This is a genomic window from Streptomyces cupreus (assembly GCF_014257025.1).
In the GTDB taxonomy this organism is placed as follows: Bacteria; Actinomycetota; Actinomycetes; order Streptomycetales; family Streptomycetaceae; genus Streptomyces; species Streptomyces cupreus.
In genome coordinates this window covers 48,775-73,548 of sequence record NZ_JACMSF010000032.1, presented here as the reverse complement: position 1 = coordinate 73,548, position 24,774 = coordinate 48,775, and the positions used below count along the sequence as shown (strand labels likewise).

22 protein-coding genes and 1 pseudogene are annotated in these 24,774 nt (G+C 70.6%); 9 read left to right on the top strand and 14 right to left on the bottom strand.

What is annotated here, in order from left to right; translation table 11 throughout:
- Positions 1–77: 77 nt before the first annotated feature.
- The 3 genes from H4N64_RS26675 to H4N64_RS26665 all read right to left on the bottom strand — a co-directional run bounded on the left by H4N64_RS26675 (position 78) and on the right by H4N64_RS26665 (position 3,865).
- Positions 78–1,907: a glycoside hydrolase family 18 chitinase gene (locus H4N64_RS26675; protein ID WP_186284961.1), complete on the bottom strand. Its 1,830-nt coding sequence runs from the start codon at positions 1,905–1,907 to the stop codon at positions 78–80.
- A gap of 126 nt (positions 1,908–2,033) precedes the next feature.
- Positions 2,034–2,675: a response regulator gene (locus H4N64_RS26670; protein WP_186284960.1), complete on the bottom strand. Its 642-nt coding sequence runs from the start codon at positions 2,673–2,675 to the stop codon at positions 2,034–2,036.
- Positions 2,672–3,865 (bottom strand): sensor histidine kinase, encoded by a 1,194-nt coding sequence (locus H4N64_RS26665; protein ID WP_260859989.1) that lies wholly within the window; start codon positions 3,863–3,865, stop codon positions 2,672–2,674. The genes H4N64_RS26670 and H4N64_RS26665 overlap by 4 nt, the downstream gene beginning before the upstream one ends.
- A 152-nt stretch (positions 3,866–4,017) precedes the next feature.
- Here H4N64_RS26665 and H4N64_RS26660 point away from each other — a divergent pair, with 152 nt between their 5' ends.
- On the top strand, positions 4,018–4,635 hold the full coding sequence (locus tag H4N64_RS26660) for a hypothetical protein (protein WP_186284958.1): 618 nt from the start codon (positions 4,018–4,020) through the stop codon (positions 4,633–4,635).
- Here the strand turns inward: H4N64_RS26660 and H4N64_RS26655 are convergent.
- Both H4N64_RS26655 and H4N64_RS26650 read right to left on the bottom strand, forming a co-directional pair.
- The gene (locus H4N64_RS26655) at positions 4,552–5,124 is read right to left on the bottom strand and encodes a cob(I)yrinic acid a,c-diamide adenosyltransferase (RefSeq protein WP_186284957.1); all 573 of its coding nucleotides are present in this window, start codon (positions 5,122–5,124) and stop codon (positions 4,552–4,554) included. The two genes, H4N64_RS26660 and H4N64_RS26655, sit on opposite strands and share 84 nt — an antisense overlap.
- A gap of 13 nt (positions 5,125–5,137) precedes the next feature.
- Positions 5,138–5,299 carry a hypothetical protein gene (locus tag H4N64_RS26650; protein ID WP_186284956.1) on the bottom strand — a complete coding sequence of 54 codons (162 nt, stop codon included), beginning with the start codon at positions 5,297–5,299 and terminating at the stop codon, positions 5,138–5,140.
- Positions 5,300–5,358: 59 nt separating this feature from the next.
- On the opposite strand from H4N64_RS26650, the pseudogene H4N64_RS26645 reads away from it, so the two are divergent.
- From H4N64_RS26645 to H4N64_RS26630, 4 genes and pseudogenes are all read left to right on the top strand, one after another.
- Positions 5,359–5,490, top strand: a pseudogene (locus H4N64_RS26645) (TetR/AcrR family transcriptional regulator); the annotation flags it as partial.
- 110 nt (positions 5,491–5,600) lie between these two features.
- Positions 5,601–6,449, top strand: a complete 849-nt coding sequence (locus H4N64_RS26640; protein ID WP_186284955.1) for a 3-hydroxybutyryl-CoA dehydrogenase — start codon at positions 5,601–5,603, stop codon at positions 6,447–6,449.
- A gap of 149 nt (positions 6,450–6,598) precedes the next feature.
- Positions 6,599–6,922: an STAS domain-containing protein gene (locus H4N64_RS26635; RefSeq protein WP_186284954.1), complete on the top strand. Its 324-nt coding sequence runs from the start codon at positions 6,599–6,601 to the stop codon at positions 6,920–6,922.
- 253 nt (positions 6,923–7,175) lie between these two features.
- A complete protein-coding gene (locus tag H4N64_RS26630; protein WP_186284953.1) occupies positions 7,176–9,692 on the top strand; it encodes an ATP-binding protein in 2,517 nt (838 codons plus the stop codon).
- Positions 9,693–9,756: 64 nt separating this feature from the next.
- Here the strand turns inward: H4N64_RS26630 and nucS are convergent, their stop codons facing one another.
- On the bottom strand, positions 9,757–10,428 hold the full coding sequence (gene nucS / locus H4N64_RS26625; protein ID WP_186284952.1) for an endonuclease NucS: 672 nt from the start codon (positions 10,426–10,428) through the stop codon (positions 9,757–9,759).
- A 243-nt stretch (positions 10,429–10,671) separates the two neighbouring features.
- Between nucS and H4N64_RS26620 the strand changes: the two genes are divergently transcribed.
- Positions 10,672–11,064, top strand: coding sequence for an SCO5389 family protein (locus H4N64_RS26620; RefSeq protein ID WP_186284951.1), 393 nt, complete (start codon positions 10,672–10,674; stop codon positions 11,062–11,064).
- An 83-nt stretch (positions 11,065–11,147) separates the two neighbouring features.
- Here H4N64_RS26620 and H4N64_RS26615 read toward each other — a convergent pair whose 3' ends face one another.
- A complete protein-coding gene (locus H4N64_RS26615; protein ID WP_186284950.1) occupies positions 11,148–12,176 on the bottom strand; it encodes an LLM class flavin-dependent oxidoreductase in 1,029 nt (342 codons plus the stop codon).
- A 224-nt stretch (positions 12,177–12,400) separates the two neighbouring features.
- Here H4N64_RS26615 and H4N64_RS26610 point away from each other — a divergent pair, with 224 nt between their 5' ends.
- Entirely contained in the window at positions 12,401–12,742 is a 342-nt protein-coding gene (locus tag H4N64_RS26610; RefSeq protein WP_186284949.1) for an ATP/GTP-binding protein, read from the top strand.
- Positions 12,743–12,749: 7 nt separating this feature from the next.
- On the opposite strand, the gene H4N64_RS26605 is transcribed toward H4N64_RS26610, so the two are convergent.
- The 7 genes from H4N64_RS26605 to mce form a co-directional block, all read right to left on the bottom strand.
- A complete protein-coding gene (locus H4N64_RS26605; protein ID WP_186284948.1) occupies positions 12,750–13,622 on the bottom strand; it encodes an ABC-2 transporter permease in 873 nt (290 codons plus the stop codon).
- Complete coding sequence (locus H4N64_RS26600) at positions 13,619–14,821, bottom strand: ABC transporter ATP-binding protein (protein ID WP_186284947.1); 1,203 nt, start codon at positions 14,819–14,821, stop codon at positions 13,619–13,621. The genes H4N64_RS26605 and H4N64_RS26600 overlap by 4 nt, the downstream gene beginning before the upstream one ends.
- Positions 14,822–14,922: 101 nt before the next feature.
- Positions 14,923–15,693, bottom strand: a complete 771-nt coding sequence (locus H4N64_RS26595) for an ABC transporter permease (protein WP_186284946.1) — start codon at positions 15,691–15,693, stop codon at positions 14,923–14,925.
- A gap of 3 nt (positions 15,694–15,696) precedes the next feature.
- Positions 15,697–16,656: an ABC transporter ATP-binding protein gene (locus tag H4N64_RS26590; RefSeq protein WP_186284945.1), complete on the bottom strand. Its 960-nt coding sequence runs from the start codon at positions 16,654–16,656 to the stop codon at positions 15,697–15,699.
- Between the two features lie 100 nt (positions 16,657–16,756).
- Entirely contained in the window at positions 16,757–17,692 is a 936-nt protein-coding gene (locus H4N64_RS26585) for a coiled-coil domain-containing protein (protein WP_186284944.1), read from the bottom strand.
- A gap of 183 nt (positions 17,693–17,875) precedes the next feature.
- Complete coding sequence (gene scy / locus H4N64_RS26580; protein ID WP_186284943.1) at positions 17,876–21,724, bottom strand: polarized growth protein Scy; 3,849 nt, start codon at positions 21,722–21,724, stop codon at positions 17,876–17,878.
- Between the two features lie 271 nt (positions 21,725–21,995).
- Positions 21,996–22,436: a methylmalonyl-CoA epimerase gene (mce, locus tag H4N64_RS26575; protein WP_186284942.1), complete on the bottom strand. Its 441-nt coding sequence runs from the start codon at positions 22,434–22,436 to the stop codon at positions 21,996–21,998.
- Between the two features lie 147 nt (positions 22,437–22,583).
- Between mce and H4N64_RS26570 the strand changes: the two genes are divergently transcribed.
- Both H4N64_RS26570 and meaB read left to right on the top strand, forming a co-directional pair.
- The gene (locus H4N64_RS26570; protein WP_186284941.1) at positions 22,584–23,777 is read left to right on the top strand and encodes an acetyl-CoA C-acetyltransferase; all 1,194 of its coding nucleotides are present in this window, start codon (positions 22,584–22,586) and stop codon (positions 23,775–23,777) included.
- 30 nt (positions 23,778–23,807) lie between these two features.
- Positions 23,808–24,764 (top strand): methylmalonyl Co-A mutase-associated GTPase MeaB, encoded by a 957-nt coding sequence (gene meaB, locus H4N64_RS26565; protein WP_186284940.1) that lies wholly within the window; start codon positions 23,808–23,810, stop codon positions 24,762–24,764.
- Positions 24,765–24,774 lie beyond the last annotated feature (10 nt).

Below are 24,774 nucleotides of genomic sequence, written 5' to 3'. Positions count from 1 at the left end.
CGCTGGGTGGGGGTCCCCCCCCCCGGACGAAGTCTGGGGGAGCGTCAATGTCGCCTAGGTGATCTTGCTGATCTTGCTTACTTCAGCCCGTTGCTGATGGCGCTCACCAGCTCACCATTGCTGGTGTCGCCGCTGAACTCCCAGAAGAAGGCACCGCCCAGGCCCTGGTTCTTGGCCCAGCTCATCTTGGTGCCGATGGTCGCGGGGGTGTCGTACGACCACCAGTTGCTGCCGCAGTGGGCGTACGCGGTGCCGCCGACGGTGCCGGTGGCGGGGCAGGAGTTCTTGAGGATCTTGTAGTCCTCGATGCCCGCCTCATAGGTGCCGGTCGCCGGGCCGGTCGCCGTGCCGCCGGGGGCGGACTGGGTGACGCCGGTCCAGCCGCGGCCGTAGAAGCCGATGCCGAGCAGCAGCTTGGACGCGGGGACGCCCTTGGCCTTGAGCTTGGCGATCGCGTCGGCGGAGTTGAAGCCCGCCTTCGGGATGCCGGAGTACGAGGTGAGCGGGGAGTGCGGGGCGGTCGGGCCGGTCCTGTCCCAGGCGCCGAAGTAGTCGTACGTCATCACGTTGTACCAGTCGAGGTACTGCGCGGCGCCACCGTAGTCGGCCGCGTCGATCTTGCCGCCGGAGGAGGCGTCCGCGGTGATGGCGGCGGTGATCAGGTAGTTCGAGCCGAACTCGGCCCGCAGCGCCTGGGAGAGGTTCTTGAACGCCGCCGGACCGGAGGTGTCACAGGTGAGACCGCAGGCGTTCGGGTACTCCCAGTCGATGTCGATGCCGTCGAAGACATCGGCCCAGCGCGGGTCCTCCACGACCGCCTTGCAGGACTTGGCGAACGCGGCCGGGTTGGCCGCGGCCTGGCCGAAGCCGCCGGAGTAGGTCCAGCCGCCGAAGGAGTACAGCACCTTGATGTGCGGGTACTTGGCCTTCAGCTGGCGCAGCTGGTTGAAGTTGCCGCGCAGCGGCTGGTCCCAGGTGTCGGCGACGCCGGAGACGGACTGGTCCGCAGTGTAGGCCTTGTCGGTGGCGGCGTAGGCGTCATCGAGGACGCACTGGCCGTTCTTGACGTTGCCGAACGCGTAGTTGATGTGCGTGATCTTGGACGCGGAACCGGATGTCACCAGGTTCTTGACGTGGTAGTTGCGGCCGTAGACGCCCCACTCGGTGAAGTAGCCGAGGTTGACCTTGGAGCCGGGCTCCGGGTCGGGGTCGGTGCCGCCGCCGGTGGTGCGGACCGCGACCGCGCCGCTGACCGGGCCGGTCTGGTCGGCGGTGTCCCGGGCCTGCACGGTGTAGGAGTAGTCGGTGCCGGCGGTCAGGCCGGTGTCCGTGTAGGTGGTGCCGGTGACGGTGGCGACCTTGGTGCCGCCGCGCAGGACGTCGTAGTTCTTGATGCCCTTGTCGTCGGTGGCGGCGCTCCAGGTGAGCTTCACCGAGGTGTCGGTGATGCCGGAGGCCGTCGGGGTGCCTGGCGCGGAGGGTGCCGCGTCGCCGGGGACGGTGCCGCCGCCGTCACAACTGCCGCCGTTGAGCTTGCAGTTGGAGGGCGAGCCGGAGCCTGCGCCGTTGAAGCCGAAGGAGACGGAGGCGCCGGGAGCGAGGGTGCCGTTCCAGGACTTGTTCTTGGCGGTCCAATGGGTGCCGGAGGAGGTGACGTCGGCGTCCCAGGCGGAGGTGACGGAGGTGCCGGAGGGGAAGTCCCATTCGACGGTCCAGGAGCTGATGGTGGTGTCGCCGGTGTTCTTCACCGTCCACTTGCCCTCGAAGCCGGTGCCCCAGTCCTGGGTCTTGGCGTAGGTGGCGGTGGCGGAGGTGGCCGCCTCGGCGGGACTGGCGAGACCGACCAGTCCGGCGAAGGGGAGCAACAGGGTCGCGAACCCTGCCGCGGCTCTGTGTCTGAAGCGCATGCTGCGCCTCCCTGTCTGGGTAAGAGGGTGAGAGGGCGTGCTGAGCCTTCACGCCCACGGTGCCGCGAGAATAGAAAGGTCTGGACCATAGGTCAATAGGTCCAGACCACTTGTCCCGGGGCTCCTCTAGATCCCCAACTCCTGTGCCAGTACGGCCGCTTGGACCCGGCTGCGCAGCTCCAGCTTCCCCAGCAACCGGCTGACGTGCGTCTTCACCGTCGCCTCCGCCATGTCGAGCCGGTGCGCGATCTCCGCGTTGGACAGTCCCTCGCCGAGACACGACAACACCTCGCGCTCACGCCGGGTCAGCGATTCGAGGACGGCCGGATCGGCCTTCGACTCCCGCACGGGCCCCGCGGCGAACTCCGCGATCAGCCGCCGGGTGACGGCCGGGGCGACGACCCCCTCGCCCCGCGCGACCGTCCGCACGGCCTCCAGCAGATCCCTGGCCTCGGTGTTCTTCAGCAGAAACCCGGACGCCCCGGCCCTCAGCGCCCCGAACACATACTCGTCGAGGTCGAAGGTGGTCAGCACGAGCACATCCGCGAGCCCCTCCTCGACGACCTTCCGTGTAGCCGACACCCCGTCAAGACGCGGCATCTGTACGTCCATCAGCACCAGGTCGGGGCGCAGCTCACGGGCCAGCGTCACCGCCTGCTCGCCGTCCGCCGCCTCGCCGACCACCTCGACGTCGGGCGCGCTGCGCAGAATGAGGACAAGCCCGGCGCGGACGGCGGACTGGTCCTCGGCGACGAGGACGCGGATCATGCTGGGTCTCCTTGCGCGATGTCGGTCACGGGAAGCGTGGCGTGCACAGCCCAGATCTTGCCGTCCGGGGAGTCCTCGGGGGCCGCCTCGAAGCTGCCGCCCAGCAGCGCCGTCCGTTCCCGCATCCCGACCAGACCGGCGCCGGAACCGGGGGCGCGAGGGCCGTCGTGGTCGCCGTAGGGGCTCGTCACCCGGACGTCGAGGACGCTGTCGCGCTGGGCGAGCGTCACCGTGACCCGGCCGGGGGAGGCGTGCTTGAGGGCGTTGGTGAGGGACTCCTGGACGATGCGGTAGGCGGCGAGTTCGACGGGGGCGGGCAGTCTGCCGTGCTCGGTGTCGAGGGTGACGTCGAGGCCGTTGGTGCGGGCGCCCTCCACGAGCGCGCCGAGTCCGTCCAGGGTGGGGGCCGCCGCCGGTTCCAGGTCGCCGCTGCTGTCGCGCAGGATGCCGATGAGCCGGCGCATCTCGGCGAGCCCCTCGACGCTGTTCTCACGGATGACTTCGAGGGCGTCCTTGGAGGTCCTCGGGTCGTCCAGGGAGAGCGCGGCGGTGGAGTGGATCGCGATGGCGGACAGATGGTTGGCGACCATGTCGTGCAGTTCGCGGGCCATCCGGGCGCGTTCGGCGGTGACCGCCTGGGTGCGGTCCATCTCGGCCAGCAGCGCGGTCTGTTCGGCGTGCAGCCGTGCTGCCTCGGCGGCGTCTCGGTGGTTGCGCACGATCCAGCCGGTGGCGGCGGGCGTGAACGCCACCAGGCCGATGACCACCCCGACCAGCAGCGCCTCCGGCTCCTGCCACACGGCGAGGGGCAGCACCGCGCCGGCCACCGTCATCAGACTGGTGATCCTCGGCACCCGGCGGGCGGTGCCGGGCGGGCCGTACAGGACGGCCGCGTAGACGAGGTCCGTGAACATCACGATCGTCACCAGATTGCCCTGGGTGACCACGTCCGCGGTCAGCGCGAGCGTCCCGAGGACCAGGCCCGTACGGGGGCGGGTGCGGCGCAGCAGCTCGCAGGCGGACATGACGGCGAGCGGCACCAGGACGGGCCAGCGCCCCTCCCACAGCACGATCGGATCGTTCGCCGTGCGGGTACCGAGCCCGACGCCCCAGATGAGGAGCCCGCCGAGCAGCCCGGCGACGGCGATGCGCACATCGTCGGGGTGCGGGCGGGGGAGCGGTACGGCCATGACGCCATCCAACACGGCCCGCTGCTGCGTCGCCTGATGCCCGGGAAGGGTCCCGCACTGCATCTTTCGATGTACCGGCGGTTCGTCACCGCCGACGACGAAAGCCGCGCCTCCCGCCGGGAGCCTGGAAGGGTGATCGAGAGGAGCGTGCCGTGATCGTCGGATTGGTCGTCGCCTGTGAGGTCGGCTTCTGGGTGCTGCTGGCGCTCGGACTCGGCGTCCGCTATCTGCTGAAGTGGCGCCGGACCAGCGTGGTGCTGCTGCTGTGCGAGCCGGTACTGGAGCTGGTCCTGTTCGTCGCCACGGCGATCGACCTGAGGAACGGCGCCGAACCGAGCTGGGAGCACGGACTCGCGGCGCTCTACATCGGCTACACCGTCGCCTTCGGCCTCTACACGATCCGCTGGCTCGACGGCCACGCCGCCCACCGCCTGGCCGGCGCCCCGCGCCCGCCGGCACCCCCGCGCTACGGCCGCGCCCGCGCCGTCCACGAGGGCAAGCTGTGGCTGCGCGCGGTGTTCGGCGGCGCGGTGGCGCTCACGCTGCTCCAACTCGCCGTCTGGTACGTCGGCGACGAGGGAGACGTGAACTCCCTGCGCTCCTTCCAGTGGGTGGCGATCCGCACGGTCGGCATCTACGGCCTGATCGCCCTCTCCTATACGGTCCGGCCCCGCAAGGAACCGGCCTCAGCGCTCCCCGCCCGGAACCCAGAGCACGTCCCCGACACCCTTGTTGGCCGTCCGGGCCAGGATGAACAGCAGGTCCGATAGCCGGTTGAGGTAGGTCGCGGTGAGCGGGTTCATGACCTCGCCGTGGACCTCCATCGCGGCCCACGTCGAGCGCTCTGCCCGGCGTACGACCGTGCAGGCCTGGTGGAGCAGGGCCGCGCCCGGGGTGCCGCCGGGGAGGATGAAGGACCGCAGCTTCTCCAGTCGCTCGTTGAAGCGGTCGCAGTCGGCCTCCAGCTTGTCGATGTAGAACTGCTCGACCCTCAGGGGCGGGAACTCCGGGTTCTCCACCACCGGCGTCGACAGGTCCGCACCCACGTCGAACAGGTCGTTCTGCACACGGGTGAGGACCTTGACGACCTCCTCGTCCAGACGGCCCAGGGCGATCGCCGTCCCGATCACGGCATTCGCCTCATTGGCGTCGGCATAGGCCGAGATCCGCAGATCGGTCTTGGCGACCCGGCTCATGTCCCCGAGCGCGGTGGTGCCCCGGTCGCCGGTCCTGGTGTAGATACGCGTCAGATTGACCATGTGACCAGCCTAGTTACGCTCCGGCGGTTCGGGACACGCGTGTGCCGACTGTCACGGCCGGCGCCGCGAGGCCGACCGCGCCCAGGGGCCCGAACTCCTGCGGGCTGCGGATCCACATCGCCAGTGCCAGCGACGCCCTGAGCCCCATCACCACCACGGCCGGCACTAGGAGCATGGCCAGCCGGCTGACGGGGGGCCACGAGGAGACCGGTACCCCGGACAGTGACCCACTGCTTGGTCGCCGGGCGTAATCCGGGCGAAGTGTCACGTGAAGGACTTGTCCCTGTGGACGACATCGAGGAGCTGTTGGGCGAGAAGGCGCTCAACTACGCCGTACGGGGCGTGGAATGGCCCGTGCCGGTGTGATGTCCGTCAGATGAGACGTGACTCGCGTTACTAACCGGTCACACAGCGCCTCACGCCCGCTATGGTCCGCCGAAGAGGAACGTAAACAGCGTGTAATGGGGAGTCGCACAGTGGCACGGAAGCTTGCCGTCATCGGCGCCGGCTTGATGGGTTCCGGGATCGCCCAGGTCTCCGCGCAGGCGGGCTGGGACGTCGTTCTGCGCGACGTCACCGACGAGGCCCTGGGGCGTGGCACCGACGGCATCAAGGCCTCGTACGACAAGTTCGTGAGCAAGGGCAGGATGGAGGCGCACGACGCCGACGCCGCCCTCGGCCGGATCACCGCCACCACTGACCTCGACGCCGCAGCGGACGCCGACATCGTCGTCGAGGCCGTCTTCGAGAAGCTTGAGGTCAAGCACGAGATCTTCCGCGCGCTCGACAAGATCGTGCGCGACGACGCCGTGCTCGCCTCCAACACCTCCGCCATCCCGATCACCAAGATCGCGGCCGTGACCGAGCGCCCCGAGCGCGTGGTCGGCACCCACTTCTTCTCGCCGGTCCCGATGATGCAGCTGTGCGAGCTGGTGCGCGGCTACAAGACCAGCGACGAAACCCTCGCCACCGCACGGGAGTTCGCCGAGTCCGTAGGCAAGACCTGCATCGTAGTGAACCGGGACGTGGCCGGCTTCGTCACCACCCGGCTCATCTCGGCGCTCGTCGTCGAGGCCGCCAAGCTCTACGAGTCGGGCGTCGCCACCGCCGAGGACATCGACCTCGCCTGCAAGCTGGGCTTCGGCCACGCCATGGGCCCGCTCGCCACGGCCGACCTCACCGGCGTCGACATCCTGCTGCACGCCACCAGCAACATCTACACCGAGTCCCAGGACGAGAAGTTCGCTCCGCCGGAGCTGATGCGCCGAATGGTTGACGCCGGTGACATCGGACGCAAGAGCGGGCAGGGCTTCTACAAGCACTGAAACCGCACACGCCCCAGGAGTATCACCCTCCGGGGTGAATTCGGTATCGGTTCGCTTACAGACGGCAACCTCTGATGGCTTAGGGCCGTCAGAGGTTGCATCACCGGACACACATCGCGGAGCACGAGACGCACGCTTAGGGGAGCGCTATGCACATCAGGGGCGACCACGCCGAGCTGGTCGTCGGGGGCCGCCTCGACGTCCGCAGCGCGGCGGACGCCCGAACGGTCCTGCACTCGGCCGTCGACGACGGAGTCGGCGATCTGGTGCTCGACCTGTCCGAGCTGGACTCCTGGGACGCCACCGGCCTTGGAGTGATCATGGGAGCGCACCGGCGCGCCGGACGCTGCGGCAGGCGCCTGGTGCTGCGCGGGGTGCCTCCGCAGATGCAACGCCTGCTGGTGGCCACCCGGCTGCACCGGATCCTCGCCATCGAGGGCGGCATCGGGGTGGAGTCACTGCCGCGCGTGTGACGAGCGGCACGGGTGGGGACCAGCGGTCGGACGTTCCGGTCGCGAAGCGTATCTCGCACACAATCCTCATGAACCTGTGACGTCTCGGGCGGCGCGGTACCCCGGCCTGTCGTAGATACTGTGCAAAGGTTTAGGGTTCGGTCGCCCGCTGCGTGACAACCCTTCGAGCGGGCCCGGACCAGAAGCGACAGCGCGGTGTGCAGCAAGGCCGGGAGGGGCTTCGGCACACGACGCTTTTGGGGGCTTGAAACCTATGGACCCGAACAACCGGGGACCCGAGGAGTACGGCCATGACGACGGCGCCGACGCGCCCCGTCAGCGCCCGCCCAGGGATCCCCTCACACCCGACTTCGGACAGCACACGCCCGCACTGGCCCGTACCGTCCAGCTCGTCTCGGGCGACTTCCTGCTCACCGTCAATCCGGTCGACGGCAGCGAGATAGAGGCATGCCCGCCCGGCGAGCGGCCCACCAGGCCCGCGAAGCTCACCGCGGCCGCCCGCGCCGAGGCCGACCGTGCGGCCAGGCCACCGGTGCCGCCCGGGCCGCCTCAGCCGGAACTGCCCCTGCTGGCCCGCCAGGAGGAGCGCGAACGGCTCGTACGACTGCTCGCGCGCGGCCGTTCCGTACGCCTGACCGGCCCCGCCGGATCCGGCCGCACCCGCCTGCTCGACGTCGTCGCCGAGGACTGCGCGGACCTCGCACCGGACGGCGTGGTCCGCCTGAACGGCTTCCACCGCACGGCCGACGACCTGCTCCACGACCTCCTCTACGCCGTCTACGACGCACCCCTGCACCGCCCGGACCGGGACGAACTGCTCGCCTGCGTCCGTGAGATCGGCGCGGTCGTCGTCCTGGACGACATCGAGATCGGCGGCGCCGCCCTCGACGAACTGCTCGACGCCACGCCCGAGTGCGCGTTCCTGATCGCGGCCACGCCCGAGGTGCCCGCGCCGTCCGCCGACTCCGCGCTCGAAGAGGTCTTCCTCGGCGGTCTGGAGCGCGCCGCGGGTCTGGATCTGCTGGAACGGGTCGTCGGCCGTGCGCTGAGCGAGGACGAGGCCAACTGGGCCGGTGACCTCTGGTTCGAGTCCGAGGGGCTGCCCCTGCGGTTCGTCCAGGCCGGTGCCCTGCTGCGCCAGCGCGACCAACTGCGGGCCGGGGCCGGTGCCGTCGACGAGTACGGCGTCTTCGAGGACGCGCTGCCCGCCGACGCGCCCTTCGACGCCGAGGACGGCGTGGACATACCCCTGCCGGCGCTCGGCGAGGCGGCCGCTCCCGCCCCGCTGCTCGCCTCCCGGCTCAGCGCCTCGGCCCGCGCCACGCTGCGCATCGCCGTAGCGCTCGGCGGCGAGGTGCCGCACCAGGCCCATCTGCCTGCCCTCGTCGGCGACACCCACGCGGACGCCGCGCTCGGCGAGCTGGCCGCGTGCGGTCTTGTCTCTCCTGTCGGCGCCCGCTACCGGCTCGCGGCCGGTGTACGCACCCAGCTGGCGGCATCCGGATACGCCGACGACGTCGAGGCCGGTGCCCTGGCCGCCGCCCAGCACTACTCCTGGTGGGCCGGGCATCCCTCGGTCACGCCGGAGCGGGTGTGCGCCGAGGCGGACGCCCTGCTCGCCGCGCTGAGCGTGCTGGTGCCCGCCACCACCCCGCCCGCCGAGGAGGGGGAGGAGAGCCCGACCGTCCTGCTCGCCCGCACCGCCGCGCCCGCGTTCGCCGCGGGGCTGCACTGGAGCGCCTGGGACCGTGCGCTCAGGTCCGGCGCGGAGGCGGCGCGGCTCGCCGGGGACGTGGGTGAACAGGCCTACTTCCACCATGAGTTGGGCATCGTCGCGCTCTGCGGCGGACAGTACGACCGGGCCCGTGCCGAGTTGGAGGCATCCATCGGCCTTCGGGGCGCCCTCGCGGACAAGCGGGGCACCGTCGCGGGCCGCCGTGCCCTGGCGCTGGTCGCCGACCGCACCGGGGACACTCCGGGCGTCGGCATCGTGGCGGCCGGGCTCGGCGCGACGGCGGGGGAGGAGGTGCCGGACGCGCGCCATGAGGAGTCGCAGTCGCCGCCCGGCGGAATTCCGGCGTTCGCGCCGCTTCGGCAGCCCGCGAGCGACCCGGCCCTCGTCATCCACCGCAGCTCGGGTCTTGGCCCGTCGCGCAAGGCGCGGGGCGGTCTGAAGGGCCTCGCCAGGCGGAACCTCGCGGCGGCGGGCGCGGGTGCGCTGCTGGTCGCCGTCCTCGGCACCGTGGTGACTCTCGGCGCCACGTCCGACGGCGAGAGCAACCCGTCCGACCAGGTCGGCGTCAACCCGTCGGCCAGCCAGGGCGCCGGTGACGACAGCCTCGGCGCGGACAAGGCGGACGACGGCGAGGGCTCGGGCGACACGGGCACGGCGACGAGCCGCCCGACGGATCCGGGGCCCGACGGCACGTACGGCACGTCCGACGACCCGACGCCCACGCAGACGGCGGAGCCCTCGGACGACCCGAGCGGCACGAACGGGCCGGGGGGCCCGTCCAACTCGCCCACGAAGCCGCCGAGTTCTTCTACGAGGCCGCCGACGAAAACTCCGACGCAAACGCCGACGGAGACACCGACCGAGACCCCGACGGAAACTCCGACCGAGACCCCGACGGAAACGCCCACGGCCACGCCGACGGACACCCCGTCCACCTCCGACACGGCCAGCGGTCCGACGGAGACGAGCAGCTCCGCCAGCGCCCCGGAGAGCAGCGCGCCGGACAGTCCCAGCAGCTCCGCCGACGTGATCTGAGGCTCCGCACAGCACAAGAGGGCCGGGTCCTTGGACCCGGCCCTCGACGTCGTAGAACCGCCGGTCAGAACAGCCGGAGCTTGTCGTCCTCGATGCCCCGCAGGGCGTCGTAGTCGAGCACCGTGCAGCCGATTCCGCGGTCCGTTGCCAGGACTCGGGCCTGGGGCTTGATCTCCTGCGCCGCGAAGACGCCCTTCACCGGGGCCAGGTGGGGGTCGCGGTTCAGGAGTTCCAGGTAGCGCGTCAGTTGTTCCACGCCGTCGATCTCGCCCCGGCGCTTGATCTCCACCGCGACCGTCTGCCCCTCGGCGTCGCGGCACAGGATGTCCACCGGGCCGATGGCCGTCATGTACTCGCGCCGGATCAACGTGTAGCCCTCGCCCAGCGTTTCGATGCGGTCGGCGAGGAGTTCCTGAAGGTGTGCTTCCACGCCGTCCTTGATCAGGCCGGGATCGACGCCGAGTTCGTGCGAGGAGTCATGGAGGATCTCCTCCATCGTGATGATGAGCTTCTCGCCCGCCTTGTTGGTGACGGTCCACACGCCGTCCTCGTCGCCCGTGCCCTCCTTCAACGAGCACGGCGGGGACATCCAGTTCAGGGGCTTGTAGGCCCGGTCGTCCGCGTGGATGGACACACTGCCGTCCGCCTTCACCAGGATCAGACGGGGTGCGGACGGAAGATGGGCGGTGAGCCGGCCCGCGTAGTCGACGGAGCATCGGGCGATGACGAGACGCATGGTCGGCAACGCTACTCGACGGGCCGGTGTGCACGCGATTCGCCCTGGAAGAGCCCTGTTCGGTTATGGCCGATTGTGTGCCCACTGGGACTTGTCCATGTACGCATTCTTCTGGTGCCGTCACGGCCTGTTGCCTACGGTAGTAAACGGGAGGTCGCTGACCGTGCACGCAGCGTGTTCGGGATGTGAACTCCCGTCCCTGTCCGGCAACCCCTGTTGTTCGGGGGTGCGAGAGGAGAACTCATGTCGCTCGACGTCTCACCGGCCCTACTGGAACAGGCCGAGCGAGGCGAGGTCGATGAAGCCGCCTTCGTCGACTGCGTCCGGACCTCCCTGCCCTACGCATGGGAGATGATCAGCTCCCTGGTGGCTCAGCTGAAGGTCGACGGTGGAGAGTTCGCCGACAACCAGACGCCCCCGCCGGACGAGCAGGCGCGTGGCCAGCTGCTGCGTGCGCTTGCGAGTGACGCGATACGCGGCGCGCTGCAACGGCACTTCGGTGTGCGGCTGGCCTTCCAGAACTGCCACCGGGTGGCGGTGTTCCCGCTCGACCCCTCGGTCGACGAGACGCTGGCCCGCTTCACCTCGGTGCGCAACCAGCTGTTGAACCAGTCTCCGGAGCTCCGGGACTGCTGATCCGGGAGCCGCCTGCTTGCCGCTCTGTACGCGGGAGGTGCATTCAGTACCGGGCGGCAAGCCTCCGGTGGGCCCAGGTCCGTTCAGCCGAGGTGAGGGAGCACCTCGGCGCCCAGCCGCCGTACGTTCTCCTCCGTGGCCGCCAGGTCGCCCGAGCCCTCGACGAGCAGGGCGAAGCGGGAGATGCCGGTCCGCTCGCTGGTCGCGGCCAGCCGGTCGGCGCACAGCCGGGGGGTGCCCACCGGGTGCAGCCCGCAGAGCAGTTCGGTGTACGCCAGCGGGTCGCGCATCGCCCGATGGCGGCCGTCCACCGTGACATGGGCCTCCAGGCCCTGCTTCAGCCAGCCCGGCATGGCCTTCAGCAGGGCCTCCGCCGCGTCCGTGCGCCGGTCGGCGATCTGGCAGACGCCGGCCGAGACATGGGCCGCCGCCCGGATCTCCTCCGGCGTGCGTCCGGCCGCGCGCGCGTGCTCCCGCCACAGGGCGACCATCTCCGCCTTCTCCTCGTCGCCCACATGCATCCCGAGCAGCATCGGCAGCCCGCGCTCGGCGGCGAGCCGCACGCTCCTCGGCGACGTACAGGCGAGGACGACCTCGGGTCCGGGCTCGCCCGACAGGGACTCCGAGGGGCGCGGGACGACCGGGACCTCGCGGAAGGAGTAGCGGTTTCCGGCCGCCGCGACCGACGGTTCGCGCAGCCAGCGCACCAGCAGATCGAGTGATTCCGGGAACCCCGACTCGTACGCCTCAAGGCCCGAGCCGAAGACCTCCAGGTCGACCCAGGGTCCGCCGCGTCCGACGCCCAGCGAGAAGCGCCCGCCGCTCGTCAGATGCAGCAGCGCGGCCTGTTCGCCCATGGCCACCGGGTGGGCGGTGGGCAGTACGCTGACGGCGGTGCCGACACGGATCCGGCGGGTGCGGCCGAGCAGTAACGCGGCCAGGGTGATCGCCGACGGGCAGGTGCCGTACGGCACGAAGTGGTGCTCGGCCAGCCAGACCGAGTCGAGCCCCGACTCCTCTGCGACCTCGGCCGAGCGGACCGCGCGGTGCAGCGCCTCCCCCTGGCCCTGACCCGGGAACTGGGCCGCCAACACGAAACTTCCAACGCGCATTGCTCTTTTCCTGCTTCCTTGGCTCCGACGCGGAGCTCCCCCACTCGGCATAACCGTCTGACACGTGCCGAGGACACGGCTTGACGGAGAGATTTGCGGATTGTCTGCAGAATGAGTCGCCATGGAAGGGGACTTGTGGGGATTGGTGGCCTACGCGTACCCCTGCCTGCCCCGCGTAGGCTGGACATGGCCCCTGCTTCCTGTATAGCCCCGTGAGGTGTCCTGTGTCCCCGCGTCGCAACCGTCCCAAGGCCGGCGGCGTGTCGGCCTCGTCCGGCCTGAGCGCCGAGGACGACCGCCCCGGCCGCTACGGCGGCTGGCAGTCCTCCGAGGAGTGGCAGGGCGAGGACTGGAACGTACGGCATGTGGCGGGCGCCAGCGCGCAGGGCAAGTCGTACCGCTGCCCCGGCTGCGACCAGCTGATCCCCGACGGCGTCCCGCACGTGGTGGCCTGGCCCGCCCATGCGGGCGTCGACGACCGCAGGCACTGGCACAAGTCCTGCTGGAACGCGAAGGACCGCCGCACCACGCGGGTGCAGCGGTCCCGTAACGCGCCGAAGTTCTAGGAGCGGCTCATACGTCCCGCTTCTCCAGCAGCACGTACGCCCCGGCGAACGCGGCAGCCGTCACGCCCAGCATGATCCACAGCGGGTCCCAGCCGGAGGGGCCCGTGTCGGTGAGGGACTGCGAGTAGAAGACGCTGAGCTGGTTCGGGATCGAGTACTCGAACAGGGCCTGGCGCAGGTCCTCCAGGGACTCCGAGAACATGAACAGCGCGATCACCAGCGGGGCCAGAACCAGGCCGATCATGATGGTGATGGCGCCCGCGGAGTGCCGGATCACCGAGCCGACGACCAGCGAGAGCAGGCCGATCAGCGCGATGTAGAACGAGACGCCTACCGTGCCCTTCAGCCACTCCGAGCTCGACGGCTCCCGGGCGTCGCTCAGCAGGGCCACGTCCGCGAGCGCGACGAGCACCGCAGAGGCCAGCGTGACGGAGAACGCGACCACGAAGAACACGATCGCCTTCGCCGTCAGCACCCGACCCCGGGTCGGGCACGCCGTCATCGTGGTGCGGATCATGCCGGTGCCGTACTCCGAGGCCGTGGTCAGCACGCCCAGCGTGATCACGCACATGATGCCGAGCAGCAGCCCGAAGAAGCCGAACGACAGCGGGTTCTCGCCCGCCAGCTCGCCCTCCCCGGCGTTGGCGGAGACCAGCGCGGCGGCGGCCAGTCCGATGCCGACGACGAGCACGACGAACACGCCGAGCGTCCACATCGTGGAGCGCACCGAGCGGATCTTCGTCCACTCCGAGGCGAGGGCGTTGCCGAGGTGGGTGCGCTTGACCGGGATCGGCGAGGTGTAAGCGGGGTACGAAGCGCCGGGCGCCGCCTGCCAGTTCGGTGCGGCGGTCTGCGGCATCGGGGGCTGCGGGGTGCTCATCGGGCGTCCTTGGGCTTGGTCGTGTCGACAGCGGGGGCGGCGGGCGCGGGCTGCGCGTAGGGGTTCGGGGCCGCGGCGGGCGCGACCGGGGCGCCGTACGGGCCCTGAGGGGGCCCCGACGGCTGCGCGGGCTGTCCGGGCTGCCCCTGGGGCATCGCGAACGGCTGACCGCCCTGCTGGGGCGGCGGCGGGGCGTACCAGCCGGGCTGGCCCTGCCCCGGCACCGGCATCTGCGGCTGGGCACCGGGCGGCAGCGGCTGCTGGAGCCCGGCCTTCTGGTCGACGGTCGAGCGGTAGTCGACGGCGCCCTGCGTCATCCGCATGTACGCCTCCTCAAGGGAGGCCTGGTGCGGCGACAGCTCCCACAGCCGTACGTCCGTCTCGTGCGCGATGTCGCTGATGCGCGGCAGCGGCAGCCCCGTCACGCGCAGCGCGCCGTCCTGCTCGGGCAGCACATGCCCGCCCGCCTCGGCCAGCGCCGTGGAGAGCTTCTCGCGCAGCTGCGGCTCGGTGTCGGGCGTGCGCACGCGCGCGAAGCCGGCGGAGTTCGCCGCGATGAAGTCCTGCACGCTCATGTCGGCGAGGAGCTGGCCGCGCCCGATCACGATCAGGTGGTCGGCGGTCAGCGCCATCTCGCTCATCAGATGCGAGGAGACGAAGACCGTACGGCCCTCCGCGGCGAGCGACTTCATCAGGTTGCGCACCCAGAGGATGCCCTCGGGGTCGAGGCCGTTGACCGGCTCGTCGAACAGCAGCACCTGCGGGTCGCCGAGCAGCGCCGCGGCGATGCCGAGGCGCTGCCCCATGCCGAGGGAGAAGCCCTTGGAACGCTTGCGTGCGACGTCCTGGAGCCCGACGACGCCCAGCACCTCGTCCACCCGGCGGTCCGGGATGCCGGACAGCTGGGCCAGGCTCAGCAGGTGGTTGCGGGCCGTGCGGCCGCCGTGCACGGCCTTGGCGTCGAGCAGCGCGCCGACCTGGCGGGGGGCGTTGGGCAGCTTGCGGTACGGGTAGCCGCCGATCGTCACCTGCCCCGAGCTGGGGTTGTCCAGGCCGAGGATCATCCGCATCGTCGTCGACTTGCCGGAGCCGTTGGGCCCCAGGAAGCCGGTGACGGACCCGGGCCGCACCTGGAAGGAAAGGTTGTACACAGCGGTCTTGTCGCCGTAGCGCTTGGTCAGGCCGACTGCCTCGATCATGCTCCGCACCCATCGAAAGGTTCAGGACAGCGGGGCACACGCCCCCGTAAGGGTTAGGAGGATATAGGGGCGCTGACGGTTCCCTTCAAGCCGAGGCAAAATCAGGCGTCCCGCCGCTTGAGGACGACGAACCCGCCCGCGAGCGCCGCGATCACCCACAGCATCATGATTCCGAGCCCGCCCCAGGGACCGTACGGAGTGTCGTTGTCGACCGGGGTGACCACCTGCATGATCTTGCTGCCGGCCTGGTCGGGCAGATAGCGGCCGATCTTCTTGGTGGCCGGGACATTGCCGAGGATGTTGGAGACCAGGAAGAAGAACGGCATCAGGATGCCCAGCGACAGCATCGGCGAACGCAGCATCGCGGCGACGCCCATCGAGAACATCGCGATCAGCGTCATATAGAGGCCACCGCCGATGACCGCCCGCAACACCCCTTCGTCGCCGATGTAGGCCCCGTGCTCCCCGAGCATCGCCTGGCCCAGGAAGAAGGTGACGAAGCTGGTGACGAGACCGACCAGCAGGGCCAGACCGGTCGCCACCGTGATCTTGCTGAACAGGAAGGATCCGCGCTGCGGCACCGCGGCCAGCGAGGTGCGGATCATGCCGGTGCTGTACTCGTTCGACACCACCAGCACCCCGAACACGATCATCGCGAGCTGACCGAGGCTCATGCCCGCGAAGCTGATGAAGGTCGGGTCGAAGGACAGCTGGTCCGCGCGGTCCATGTTGTCGAACTCGTTCTTCGACAGCAGCGAGATCAGCATGCCCAGCGCGATCGTGACCACCACGGCGAGGGACAGCGTCCACACCGTCGACGCCACGGACCGGATCTTCGTCCACTCCGAACGGATGACCTGACCCGTCGCCATCGCTCAGCTCTCCTTTCGCCAGCCGTCGCCCCACGCCCGCGGCTGCTCGGGAGGTGCCTCCGAGTGCGCGTGGTACTCCACCGACTCCGCGGTCAACTGCATGAACGCCTCCTCCAGAGACGCCTGCTGAGGGCTCAGCTCATGCAGCACGATCCGGTGCTGCGCCGCCAGCTCACCGATCCGCTCCGACTTCCCGCCGTCCACCTCCAGCGTCCCGTTCCCGGTCTGCACGACCGTCACCCCGGCCCGCTGGAGCACATCGAGCAGCCGCTCGCGGTGCGGGGTGCGGATACGGACGTAGGAACGCGAGTTCTGCGCGATGAAGTCGGCCATGGAGGTGTCGGCGAGCAGCCGGCCCTGGCCGATGACGACCAAATGGTCGGCGGTGAGGGCCATCTCGCTCATCAGATGCGAGGAGACGAACACCGTCCGCCCCTGGGCGGCCAGCGATTTCATCAGATTGCGGATCCAGTGGATGCCCTCGGGGTCGAGGCCGTTGACCGGCTCGTCGAACATCAGGATCCGCGGATCGCCGAGCAGCGCGCCCGCGATACCGAGGCGCTGCCCCATGCCGAGCGAGAAGCCCTTGGCCTTCTTCCGCGCGACCGGGGTCAGACCGACGGTGTCGAGGACCTCCTGCACCCGCTTCTTCGGGATGCCGTTGCTCTGCGCGAGACACAGCAGATGGTTGTAGGCGCTACGGCCGCCGTGCATGGCCTTCGCGTCCAGCAGGGCCCCGATGTACTTGAGCGGGTCCTTCAGCTGGTCGTAGTGCTTGCCGTCGATGCGGACATCGCCCGCCGTCGGCCGGTCCAGGCCCAGCATCATGCGCATGGTGGTGGACTTGCCCGCGCCGTTGGGGCCGAGGAACCCGGTCACGATGCCGGGTCTGACGGTGAAGGTGAGATTGTTGACCGCCATCTTCTCGCCGTACCGCTTGGTCAGCCCCTCAAGCTCGATCATGCGGCAACGCTAAAACGGGACAAAGCCCTCTGCCACCTCAGTGGCAGAGGGCTTTGCAGGTGTTCAGCGGTTGTACGCCGGAGCGTTACCGGAACTGCTGTTACCGGGTCTGCTGCGCGGGAACCCCACGGGAGATCGGCTCGTCCTCGGCCGGCGTGCCCGCGGCGGCCACCGCGGCACCGGTGAGGGTCGCCAGCATCTCGCGGACGTTCGTCAGCTGGGCGTTGATCGAGTCGCGGCGGTTGGTCAGCGCCGCGAGCTCGCGCTCGGATTCCGAACGGATGCGGTCGGCCTTGGCGTTGGCGTCGGCCACGATGTCCTCGGCCTGGCGCTGCGCGGTCTCCACGGTCTGGCGAGCGCGGCGCTCGGCGTCCGTGCGCAGCTTCTCCGCCTCCAGGCGCAGCTGCTCCGCGCGGTGCTCGATCTCCGCGAGACGCTTCTCCGCCTTCTGCTGACGGGAGGCCAGATCGCGCTCGGACTGCTCGCGGCGCTTGGCCAGGTTCGTCTCGAAGTCGGCTGCGGCCTGCGCGGCCTTGGCGCGGGTCTCCTCGAAGAGGGCGTCCGCCTCCTCACGCTTGGACTGCGCATCCTTCTGCGCCTCGGACCGCAGCTGGGCGGCTTCGCCCTTGGCCTTCTCGACGATCCGGACGCCCTCGTCCTCCGCCTTGGCCTTGCGCTCCGCCGCGAACGACTCCGCGTCGTTGCGGACCTGCTGGGCCGCCGACTCGGCGAGGTCGCGGTGCTGCTCGGCAGCGCGCCGGGCCTCCTCGCGCAGATCCTTGGCCTCTTCCTCGGCGAGACGGAGGATCTTCTCGACGCGCGCGCCGAGACCGGCGTACGACGGCTCGGCGTCGCTTACCTGGGCCTGGGCGTTCTGCGTTTCGAGGTGGAGCTCCTCGATGCGCTTTTCCAGAGCGGTGATGCGGGCGAGAGCGCTGTCACGGTCGGAGACGAGCTTAGAGATCCGTTCGTCCACCTGAGCGCGGTCGTACCCACGCCGCACAAGCTCGAAGCCGTAGGGGGAAGTGTCGCTCATGGGGTTCCTGTCGAATGAGACCGGTGAGGTGATAGGTGGAATCCTAGGGGCCGAAGCGGTGTGTCATCGAGCGGATACGTGTTTGATCTGGAGAATGACACCCCTTTTGGGTGGCTGACCGTCGGACCACTTGCCAAAAAGTTGGTCAAAGGCCCCAGAAGACACCGGAATGAGTTCGCCTGGCTAGCTCTCCGACGACTTGCCACCCGATCGTGGGGCACCGACCGTGGCACCCGCCTTGACGCCACCGTCCTTGCCGGCCGCCGGGGCCTCAAAAGACTCCAACGCCTCCAACACGTCCTGGACACGGGAGATCTCGGCGTTGATGTCCTCACGCCGACGCACCAGCACCTCCAGCTCGCGCTTGCCCTCCTCGACCGTCCGCCGCGCCTCGCGGATCGCCTCGGCCTTGAGCTCCTCGGCCTCCTTGACCAGCGAGGTCTTCTTCTGCTCGGCCTCCTTGAGCAGCCCCTCGGCCTTCTTGACCGCGGCGATACGGACCTTGCCCGCCTCGGAGTTGGCCTCCGAGACCAGCTCCTTCGCCTTCGCCTGGGCCTTCGCGAGCTGCTCCTCGGCGGCCTTGATGAGCGCGTCGCAGCGATCGCCGGTCGACCTCATCGTCTCGGCGGCCTCGCGGCGGGCCCGGTCGTGCAGCTCCTCGATCTCGCTGGTGATGCGGTCGCGCAGCTCCTCCGCGCGCTCCCTTATCGCGGTGGCGTCCCGGCGGGCGCCGACGAGCAGCTCGTCCGCGTCCGTACGGGCCTTCTCCACCCGGGAGTTGCCCTCGACCGTCGCCTCCGCGACCAGCCGGTCGGCCTCCTTGCGGGCGGCGCCCACCATGGTGTCGGCCTGCGACTCCGCGTCCGCGGTCGTCTTCAGCGCCTGCTTCTGCGACTCGGAGAGCAGCTTGTCGGCCTCGGCGGCGGTCTCCGAGATCAGCTTGTCGACCTGCTCCGCCGCCTCCGAGCGCCGCTTGTTGGCGTCCTTGCGGGCCTCGTCCAGGGTCCGCTCCGCCTCCGCGCGCGCGGCCGCGGTGACCCGCTCGGCCTCCGCCAGCGCCTCGGCCTTCACCCGCTCCGACTCACTGCGGATCCGCTCGGCGTGCTGTTGCGCGGAGCCCACCGTCTCGGCGGCCTCGGCCCGCAACCGCTCCGCCTCCCCGGTGGCGTCCGAGAGCCGCTGCTCGGCCTGCGCCACCGAATCGGCACGGACCCGCTCGGCCTCCTCCACCGTCTCGGTGGTCAGCCGCTCCGCCTCCGCACGCGCCTCGGTGATGAGGGTGTCGGCCTGCGTCGCCGCGTCCGAACGGATGCGGTTGGCGTCCTCGCGGGCGTCGGCCCGGGTGCGCGCGGCGGCCTGGTCGGCCTCGGCGATGGTGTCCGAGGCCTGCGTCCGCACCCGCTGAGCGTGCTCGGACGCGTCCGCGCGCAGCCGCTCGGCCTCCGCGATGGCCTCCGACACCGTGCGCTCGGCCAGCGCCTTGGCGGCCTCCGTCTCCTCCGCCGCCTCGCGCCGGATCCGGCCCGAGTCCTGGGAGGCCCGCTCCCGCTCGGCGTAGGCGTCGCCTCGGACCCGGTCCGCCTCCTCCTCGGCCTCGCGCCGGGTACGGTCCGCCGCGTGCTCGGCGGCGCTGCGCAGCCCCTGGATCTCCTCCTGGGCCTGCTCGTGCAGCCCGGCGACGGAGTCCCGCACCTGCTGGGCGTGCTGCTCGGCCGCGGAGACCATCTCGGTCGCGCGCCGATCCGCCTCCTCGACCAGCCTGAGCGCCTCGGTCTGCGCCTCCTCCACGCGGTTGCGCGCCGAGGCCAGCAGCTCCTCGCTCTGCTCGCGGGCCCGCTCGCGCTCCTGGTCCGCCTCCTGCCGCGCGCTGCCGAGGGTCTCCTCGGCCTCGCGCCGGCGCCGGGCGGCCTCCTCCTGGGCTGCGGCCAGTGTCTCCGACGCCTCGGTCGCGAGCCGCTCGGCGGCGGCCTGCGCCTCCGCCCGCACCCGGTCCGCGCTGTCCTGCGCCTCCGACTTCAGCCGCTCCGCCTCGGCGGCGGCCTCCGAGCGCAGACGTACGGCGATGGCCTCGCCCTCCGCCCGGAAGGCGGACGCGTCCGAGGCGGCCTCGGTGCGCAGGCGTTCGGCCTCCGCCTCGGCCTGCTGCTGGAGCGCGCGGATCCGCTCGGCGGACTCCGCGCGCAGCCGCTCGGTCTCCTCGGCGGCCTCGCGGCGGATCCGCGCAGCCGCCTCACGGGCCTCCGTCAGCGCCTGCTCGGCGGCGGTCACCCGCTGCTCGGCCTCCGTGTGAAGCCGGGTCAGCTCCTCGGCGGCCTCCAGACGACGGGCCTCTATGGCCTGCTCGGTCTCCTCGCGCAGCTCACGCGCGGCCCGCTCGGCCTCGTCCCGGATGCCCTCGGCCTGCTCGACGGCCTCGGCGCGGTGCCGCTCGGCCTCCTGCCGGGTGCGCTCCAGCGTCTCCTCGGCCTGCCGGCGCAGCGTCGTGGCCCGCTCGATGGCCTCGGTGCGGACCTTCTCGCTGTCCGCCGTCGCGCCCCGGCGCAGCTCGTCGGCGTCCTGCTTGGCCTTCGACAGCAGTTCCTCGGCGGTCTTGGCCGCCTCCTCGATCTGCTGGACGGCCTCCTTGCGGGCCTCCGCGCGGATCTTCTCGCCCTCGGCGACCGCGTCGGCGCGCAACTGCTCGGCCTCGCCGCGCAGCCGGCGGGCCTCCTCCTGGAGCTCGACCGTCTTGGCGCGGTACTCCTTGGTGTCGTCCTTCGCCGCGCCCTTGAGCTGCTCGGCGATGTCATGCGCCTCGGCGCGCAGCCGGTCCGCCTCGGTCTCCGCCTCCCGGCGGATCCGCTCGGCCTCCTCGGCGGCGGCCTTGGTGGTGTTCTGCGCGTCCTGCTGCGCCTTGTTGAGGACGTCCTCGGCGGTCTTGGCCGCCTTCGACAGCTGGGTCGCGCTCTCCTCGGCGGTGAGCGTACGGGCCTTCTCGGCGGCCTCCGCCAGGAGCTTCTCGGCCTCCGCGCGGGCGTCCGCGACGACCTGCTCGGCGTCCGCCTTGGTGGCCTCGGCTTCCTTGGTGGCCTCGCTGACCAGCCGGGCGACCTGCTCCTTGGCCGTACGGGTGCGCTGTTCGTTGGCCGACTCGGCGCTGCTGAGCGCCTTGCTCGCGGCTTCCTTGGCCTCGGTGAGGACCTTCTCCGCCTCGGACTGCGCCTTGCGCAGCGCCTCCTCGGCCTCCGCCATACGCTGCTCGGCGGCCCGGCTCAGCTCGGCGGCCTGACGGCGGGCGGAGTCCGACTCAGTCGCCGTGGAGCTGCGCAGCTGCTCGGCGTGGTCGGTGGCCTCCTGGGCCTGGGTGGAGGCGGCGTTCAGCAGCCGCTCGGCGTCGGTACGAGCCCGCCGTAGCAGCTGCTCGGCCTCCGCGCGGGCGGTCTCCGCCTCGCTCTGGAGGCGCTGGCGGGCCTCCGCGGTGAGGCGCTCGGCCTCCGTGCGGGCGGCCGCCATGGCCTGCTCGGCCTCGGCGCGGGACTCGTCGAGGAGCCGGCGGGCCTGGGACTCGCTGCGGGCACGCAGCTGCTCGGCCCACGCCACGTTCTCGTTGACGTGCGACTCGACGGTCTGGCGACGCTCGGCGAGCTCCTGGTCGAGCTGCTGACGGCGGGTGACCGCCTCCTGGTGCAGCTCCGCCTGGAGCCGCGCGGCCTGCTCGGCGTGCTCCTGGAGGATGCGCTGGGTCTGCGCGCGGGCCTGGCTCAGCTCCCGCTCGGCGTCCTGCCTGAGCTGGTCGGCCTGGATCTGCGCGTTCCGCAGCAGTTGTTCGGCCTGATAGCCGATGTCACCGCCGCCGAAGTCGGGCCGGGACATGATGGTGCGCCGCGCCTCGTGCAACTTGGCGCGCAGCACCTCGACCTGGTAGCCGAGGTCCTCGGCGTGCTGGATCGCCTTTTCCCGCTCGGTCTTCAGCCGCTCCATCTCGGCCTCGAACCGAGAGAGGTGGTCGACGTCAGCCGCCGGCTCTCGCTCCTGGCGTTCGTAGCCCCGCACTGCGCGGTCCCATCCGTCCCCTGGTCGCAAGTCTCTCCATACGAGCTCCGTCCATCCGCCGAACGGGGCCCCCGGGGAATGGTGTCAGATCAACGGCGGAGCATGGGCTGCTGCCCGCCGCTCGTACCCCCGAAACCTGGTCCCCGGCGGTCCCTCCGTCAAAGGTGGCATCGTCCGCCCGAAGGGCAGATGCCACCTTTGACGGAGGGACCGGGTCACCCCCCATGGAGCGGCGACCGCCCCCAACCCTACCGGCCCATATGTACGAGGGTCAGTGCTCAGGTGACTCAACAGGCGCCGAAGTGACCAGTTCTGTCAGCACGCCATGGCAGTCCTTGGGGTGCAGGAAGGTGATCCGTGACCCCATGGAGCCGCGTCGGGGCTCCTCGTACAGAACGCGTACGCCCTTGCCCTTGATGTCGGCGGCGTCCGCGTCCACGTCCGCCGTACCGAAGGCGATGTGGTGCACGCCCTCGCCGTTCTTGGCGAGCCACTTCGCGACGGTGGAGTCCTCGCGGGTCGGCTCCAGGAGCTGGAGGTAGGACGCGCCGCCGTCGGACGTATCGTTGATCTTGAGCATGGCCTCGCGCACGCCCTGCTCCTCGTTGACCTCGGAGTGGAACACCTCGAAGCCGTAGGTGGCCCGGTAGAACTCGACGGTCTTGTCGAGGTCGAAACAGGCGATCCCGATGTGGTCGATTCGCGTCAGCATGCTGTTAGTGCAGCGCTCCGGAGGTGGTTACGCAACGTGCCAGCGATCACACTGACAGCCCGATGACGGCACGGAGTGCCATCAGTACATTCGAAGTAAACCCTCGTTCACTCCTCGGCTGTACAAGCTGGAAGGGGATCGCAGCTCATGTCTTCTGCAACTTCGGTGATCGTCGCGGGCGCCAGGACGCCCATGGGACGGTTGCTCGGCTCGTTGAAGTCGTTTTCCGGAGCCGACCTCGGTGGCTTCGCGATCAAGGCCGCCCTCGACCGTGCGGGGATCGGTGGCGACCAGGTGCAGTACGTGATCATGGGCCAGGTGCTCCAGGCCGGGGCGGGGCAGATCCCGGCGCGCCAGGCCGCGGTCAAGGCCGGCATCCCGATGAGCGTCCCGGCGCTGACCGTGAACAAGGTCTGTCTCTCCGGCCTCGACGCCATCGCGCTCGCCGACCAGCTGATCCGCGCCGGTGAGTTCGACGTGATCGTCGCGGGCGGCCAGGAGTCCATGACCAACGCGCCGCACCTGCTGCCGAAGTCCCGCGAGGGCTTCAAGTACGGCGCGATCGAGATGCTCGACTCGATGGCCCACGACGGTCTGACCGACTCCTTCGAGGGCATCGCCATGGGCGAGTCCACGGAGAAGCACAACACCCGCCTCGGCATCGGCCGCGCGGAGCAGGACGAGATCGCCGCGCTCTCCCACCAGCGCGCCGCCGCCGCCCAGAAGAACGCGATCTACGAGGCCGAGATCACCCCGGTCGAGATCCCGCAGCGCAAGGGCGAGCCGGTCGTCTTCAGCAAGGACGAGGGCATCCGCGCGGACACCACCGCGGAGTCGCTGGGCAAGCTGCGCCCGGCGTTCGCGAAGGACGGCACGATCACGGCGGGTACGTCCTCGCAGATCTCCGACGGCGCGGCCGCGGTCGTGGTGATGAGCAAGGCGAAGGCGCAGGAGCTCGGCCTGGAGTGGATCGCGGAGATCGGCGCCCACGGCAATGTGGCGGGCCCGGACAACAGCCTTCAGTCGCAGCCGTCGAACGCGATTCTGCACGCGCTGAAGAAGGAAGGGCTTGAGGTCTCCGACCTCGACCTGATCGAGATCAACGAGGCCTTCGCGGCGGTCGCGGTCCAGTCAATGAAGGACCTCGGGGTGTCCACGGAAAAGGTGAACGTCAACGGTGGTGCGATTGCCCTCGGTCACCCGATCGGCATGTCGGGCGCGCGTCTCGTGCTGCACCTGGCGCTGGAGTTGAAGCGCCGGGGCGGTGGCGTGGGCGCGGCTGCGCTGTGCGGTGGCGGTGGTCAGGGCGACGCGCTGATCGTGCGGGTACCGAAGGCCTGAGCCGACTTTCTCTGAGTGAACGGAGCTGTGATGCAGGACGTCTCCACGCTGGTGGCCCAGGCCAGGGAGGGCAGGCCGCGGGCCGTGGCTCGCCTGATCTCCCTGGTGGAGGGGGCGTCCCCGCAGCTCAGGGAGGTCATGGCGGCACTCGCACCGCTCACCGGCGGGGCGTATGTGGTGGGCCTGACGGGTTCGCCGGGCGTGGGCAAGTCGACGTCCACGTCCGCGCTGGTGACGGCGTACCGCAAGCAGGGCAAGCGGGTCGGCGTGCTCGCCGTCGACCCGTCGTCCCCGTTCTCGGGCGGCGCCCTCCTCGGCGACCGCGTCCGCATGTCGGAGCACGCGTCCGATCCCGGCGTCTACATCCGGTCCATGGCGACCCGCGGCCATCTGGGCGGCCTGGCGTGGGCAGCTCCCCAGGCGATCCGGGTCCTCGACGCGGCGGGCTGCGATGTGATCCTCGTGGAGACGGTCGGGGTGGGCCAGTCGGAGGTGGAGATCGCGTCGCAGGCGGACACGTCGGTGGTGCTGCTGGCTCCCGGGATGGGCGACGGAATCCAGGCGGCCAAGGCGGGCATCCTGGAGATCGGCGATGTGTACGTCGTCAACAAGGCCGACCGGGACGGCGCCGACGCCACCGCCCGCGAGCTGAACCACATGCTCGGCCTGGGCGAGTCCCGAGGCCCCGGAGACTGGCGGCCACCGATCGTGAAGACCGTGGCGGCGCGGAGCGAGGGCATCGACGAGGTAGTGGAGGCCCTGGAGAAGCACCGAGCCTGGATGGAAGAGCGGGGCGTCCTCACGGAACGCCGTCTGTCCCGCGCCTCCCGCGAGGTGGAAACGATCGCGGTCACGGCCCTGCGCGAACGAATCGGCGACCTCCACGGCGACCGCCGCCTGAGCACACTGGCGGAACGGATCGTGGCGGGCGAACTGGACCCGTACCGGGCGGCGGACGAACTGGTGGCGGGGCTTACGCAGGGCTGAGGCAGCGGTG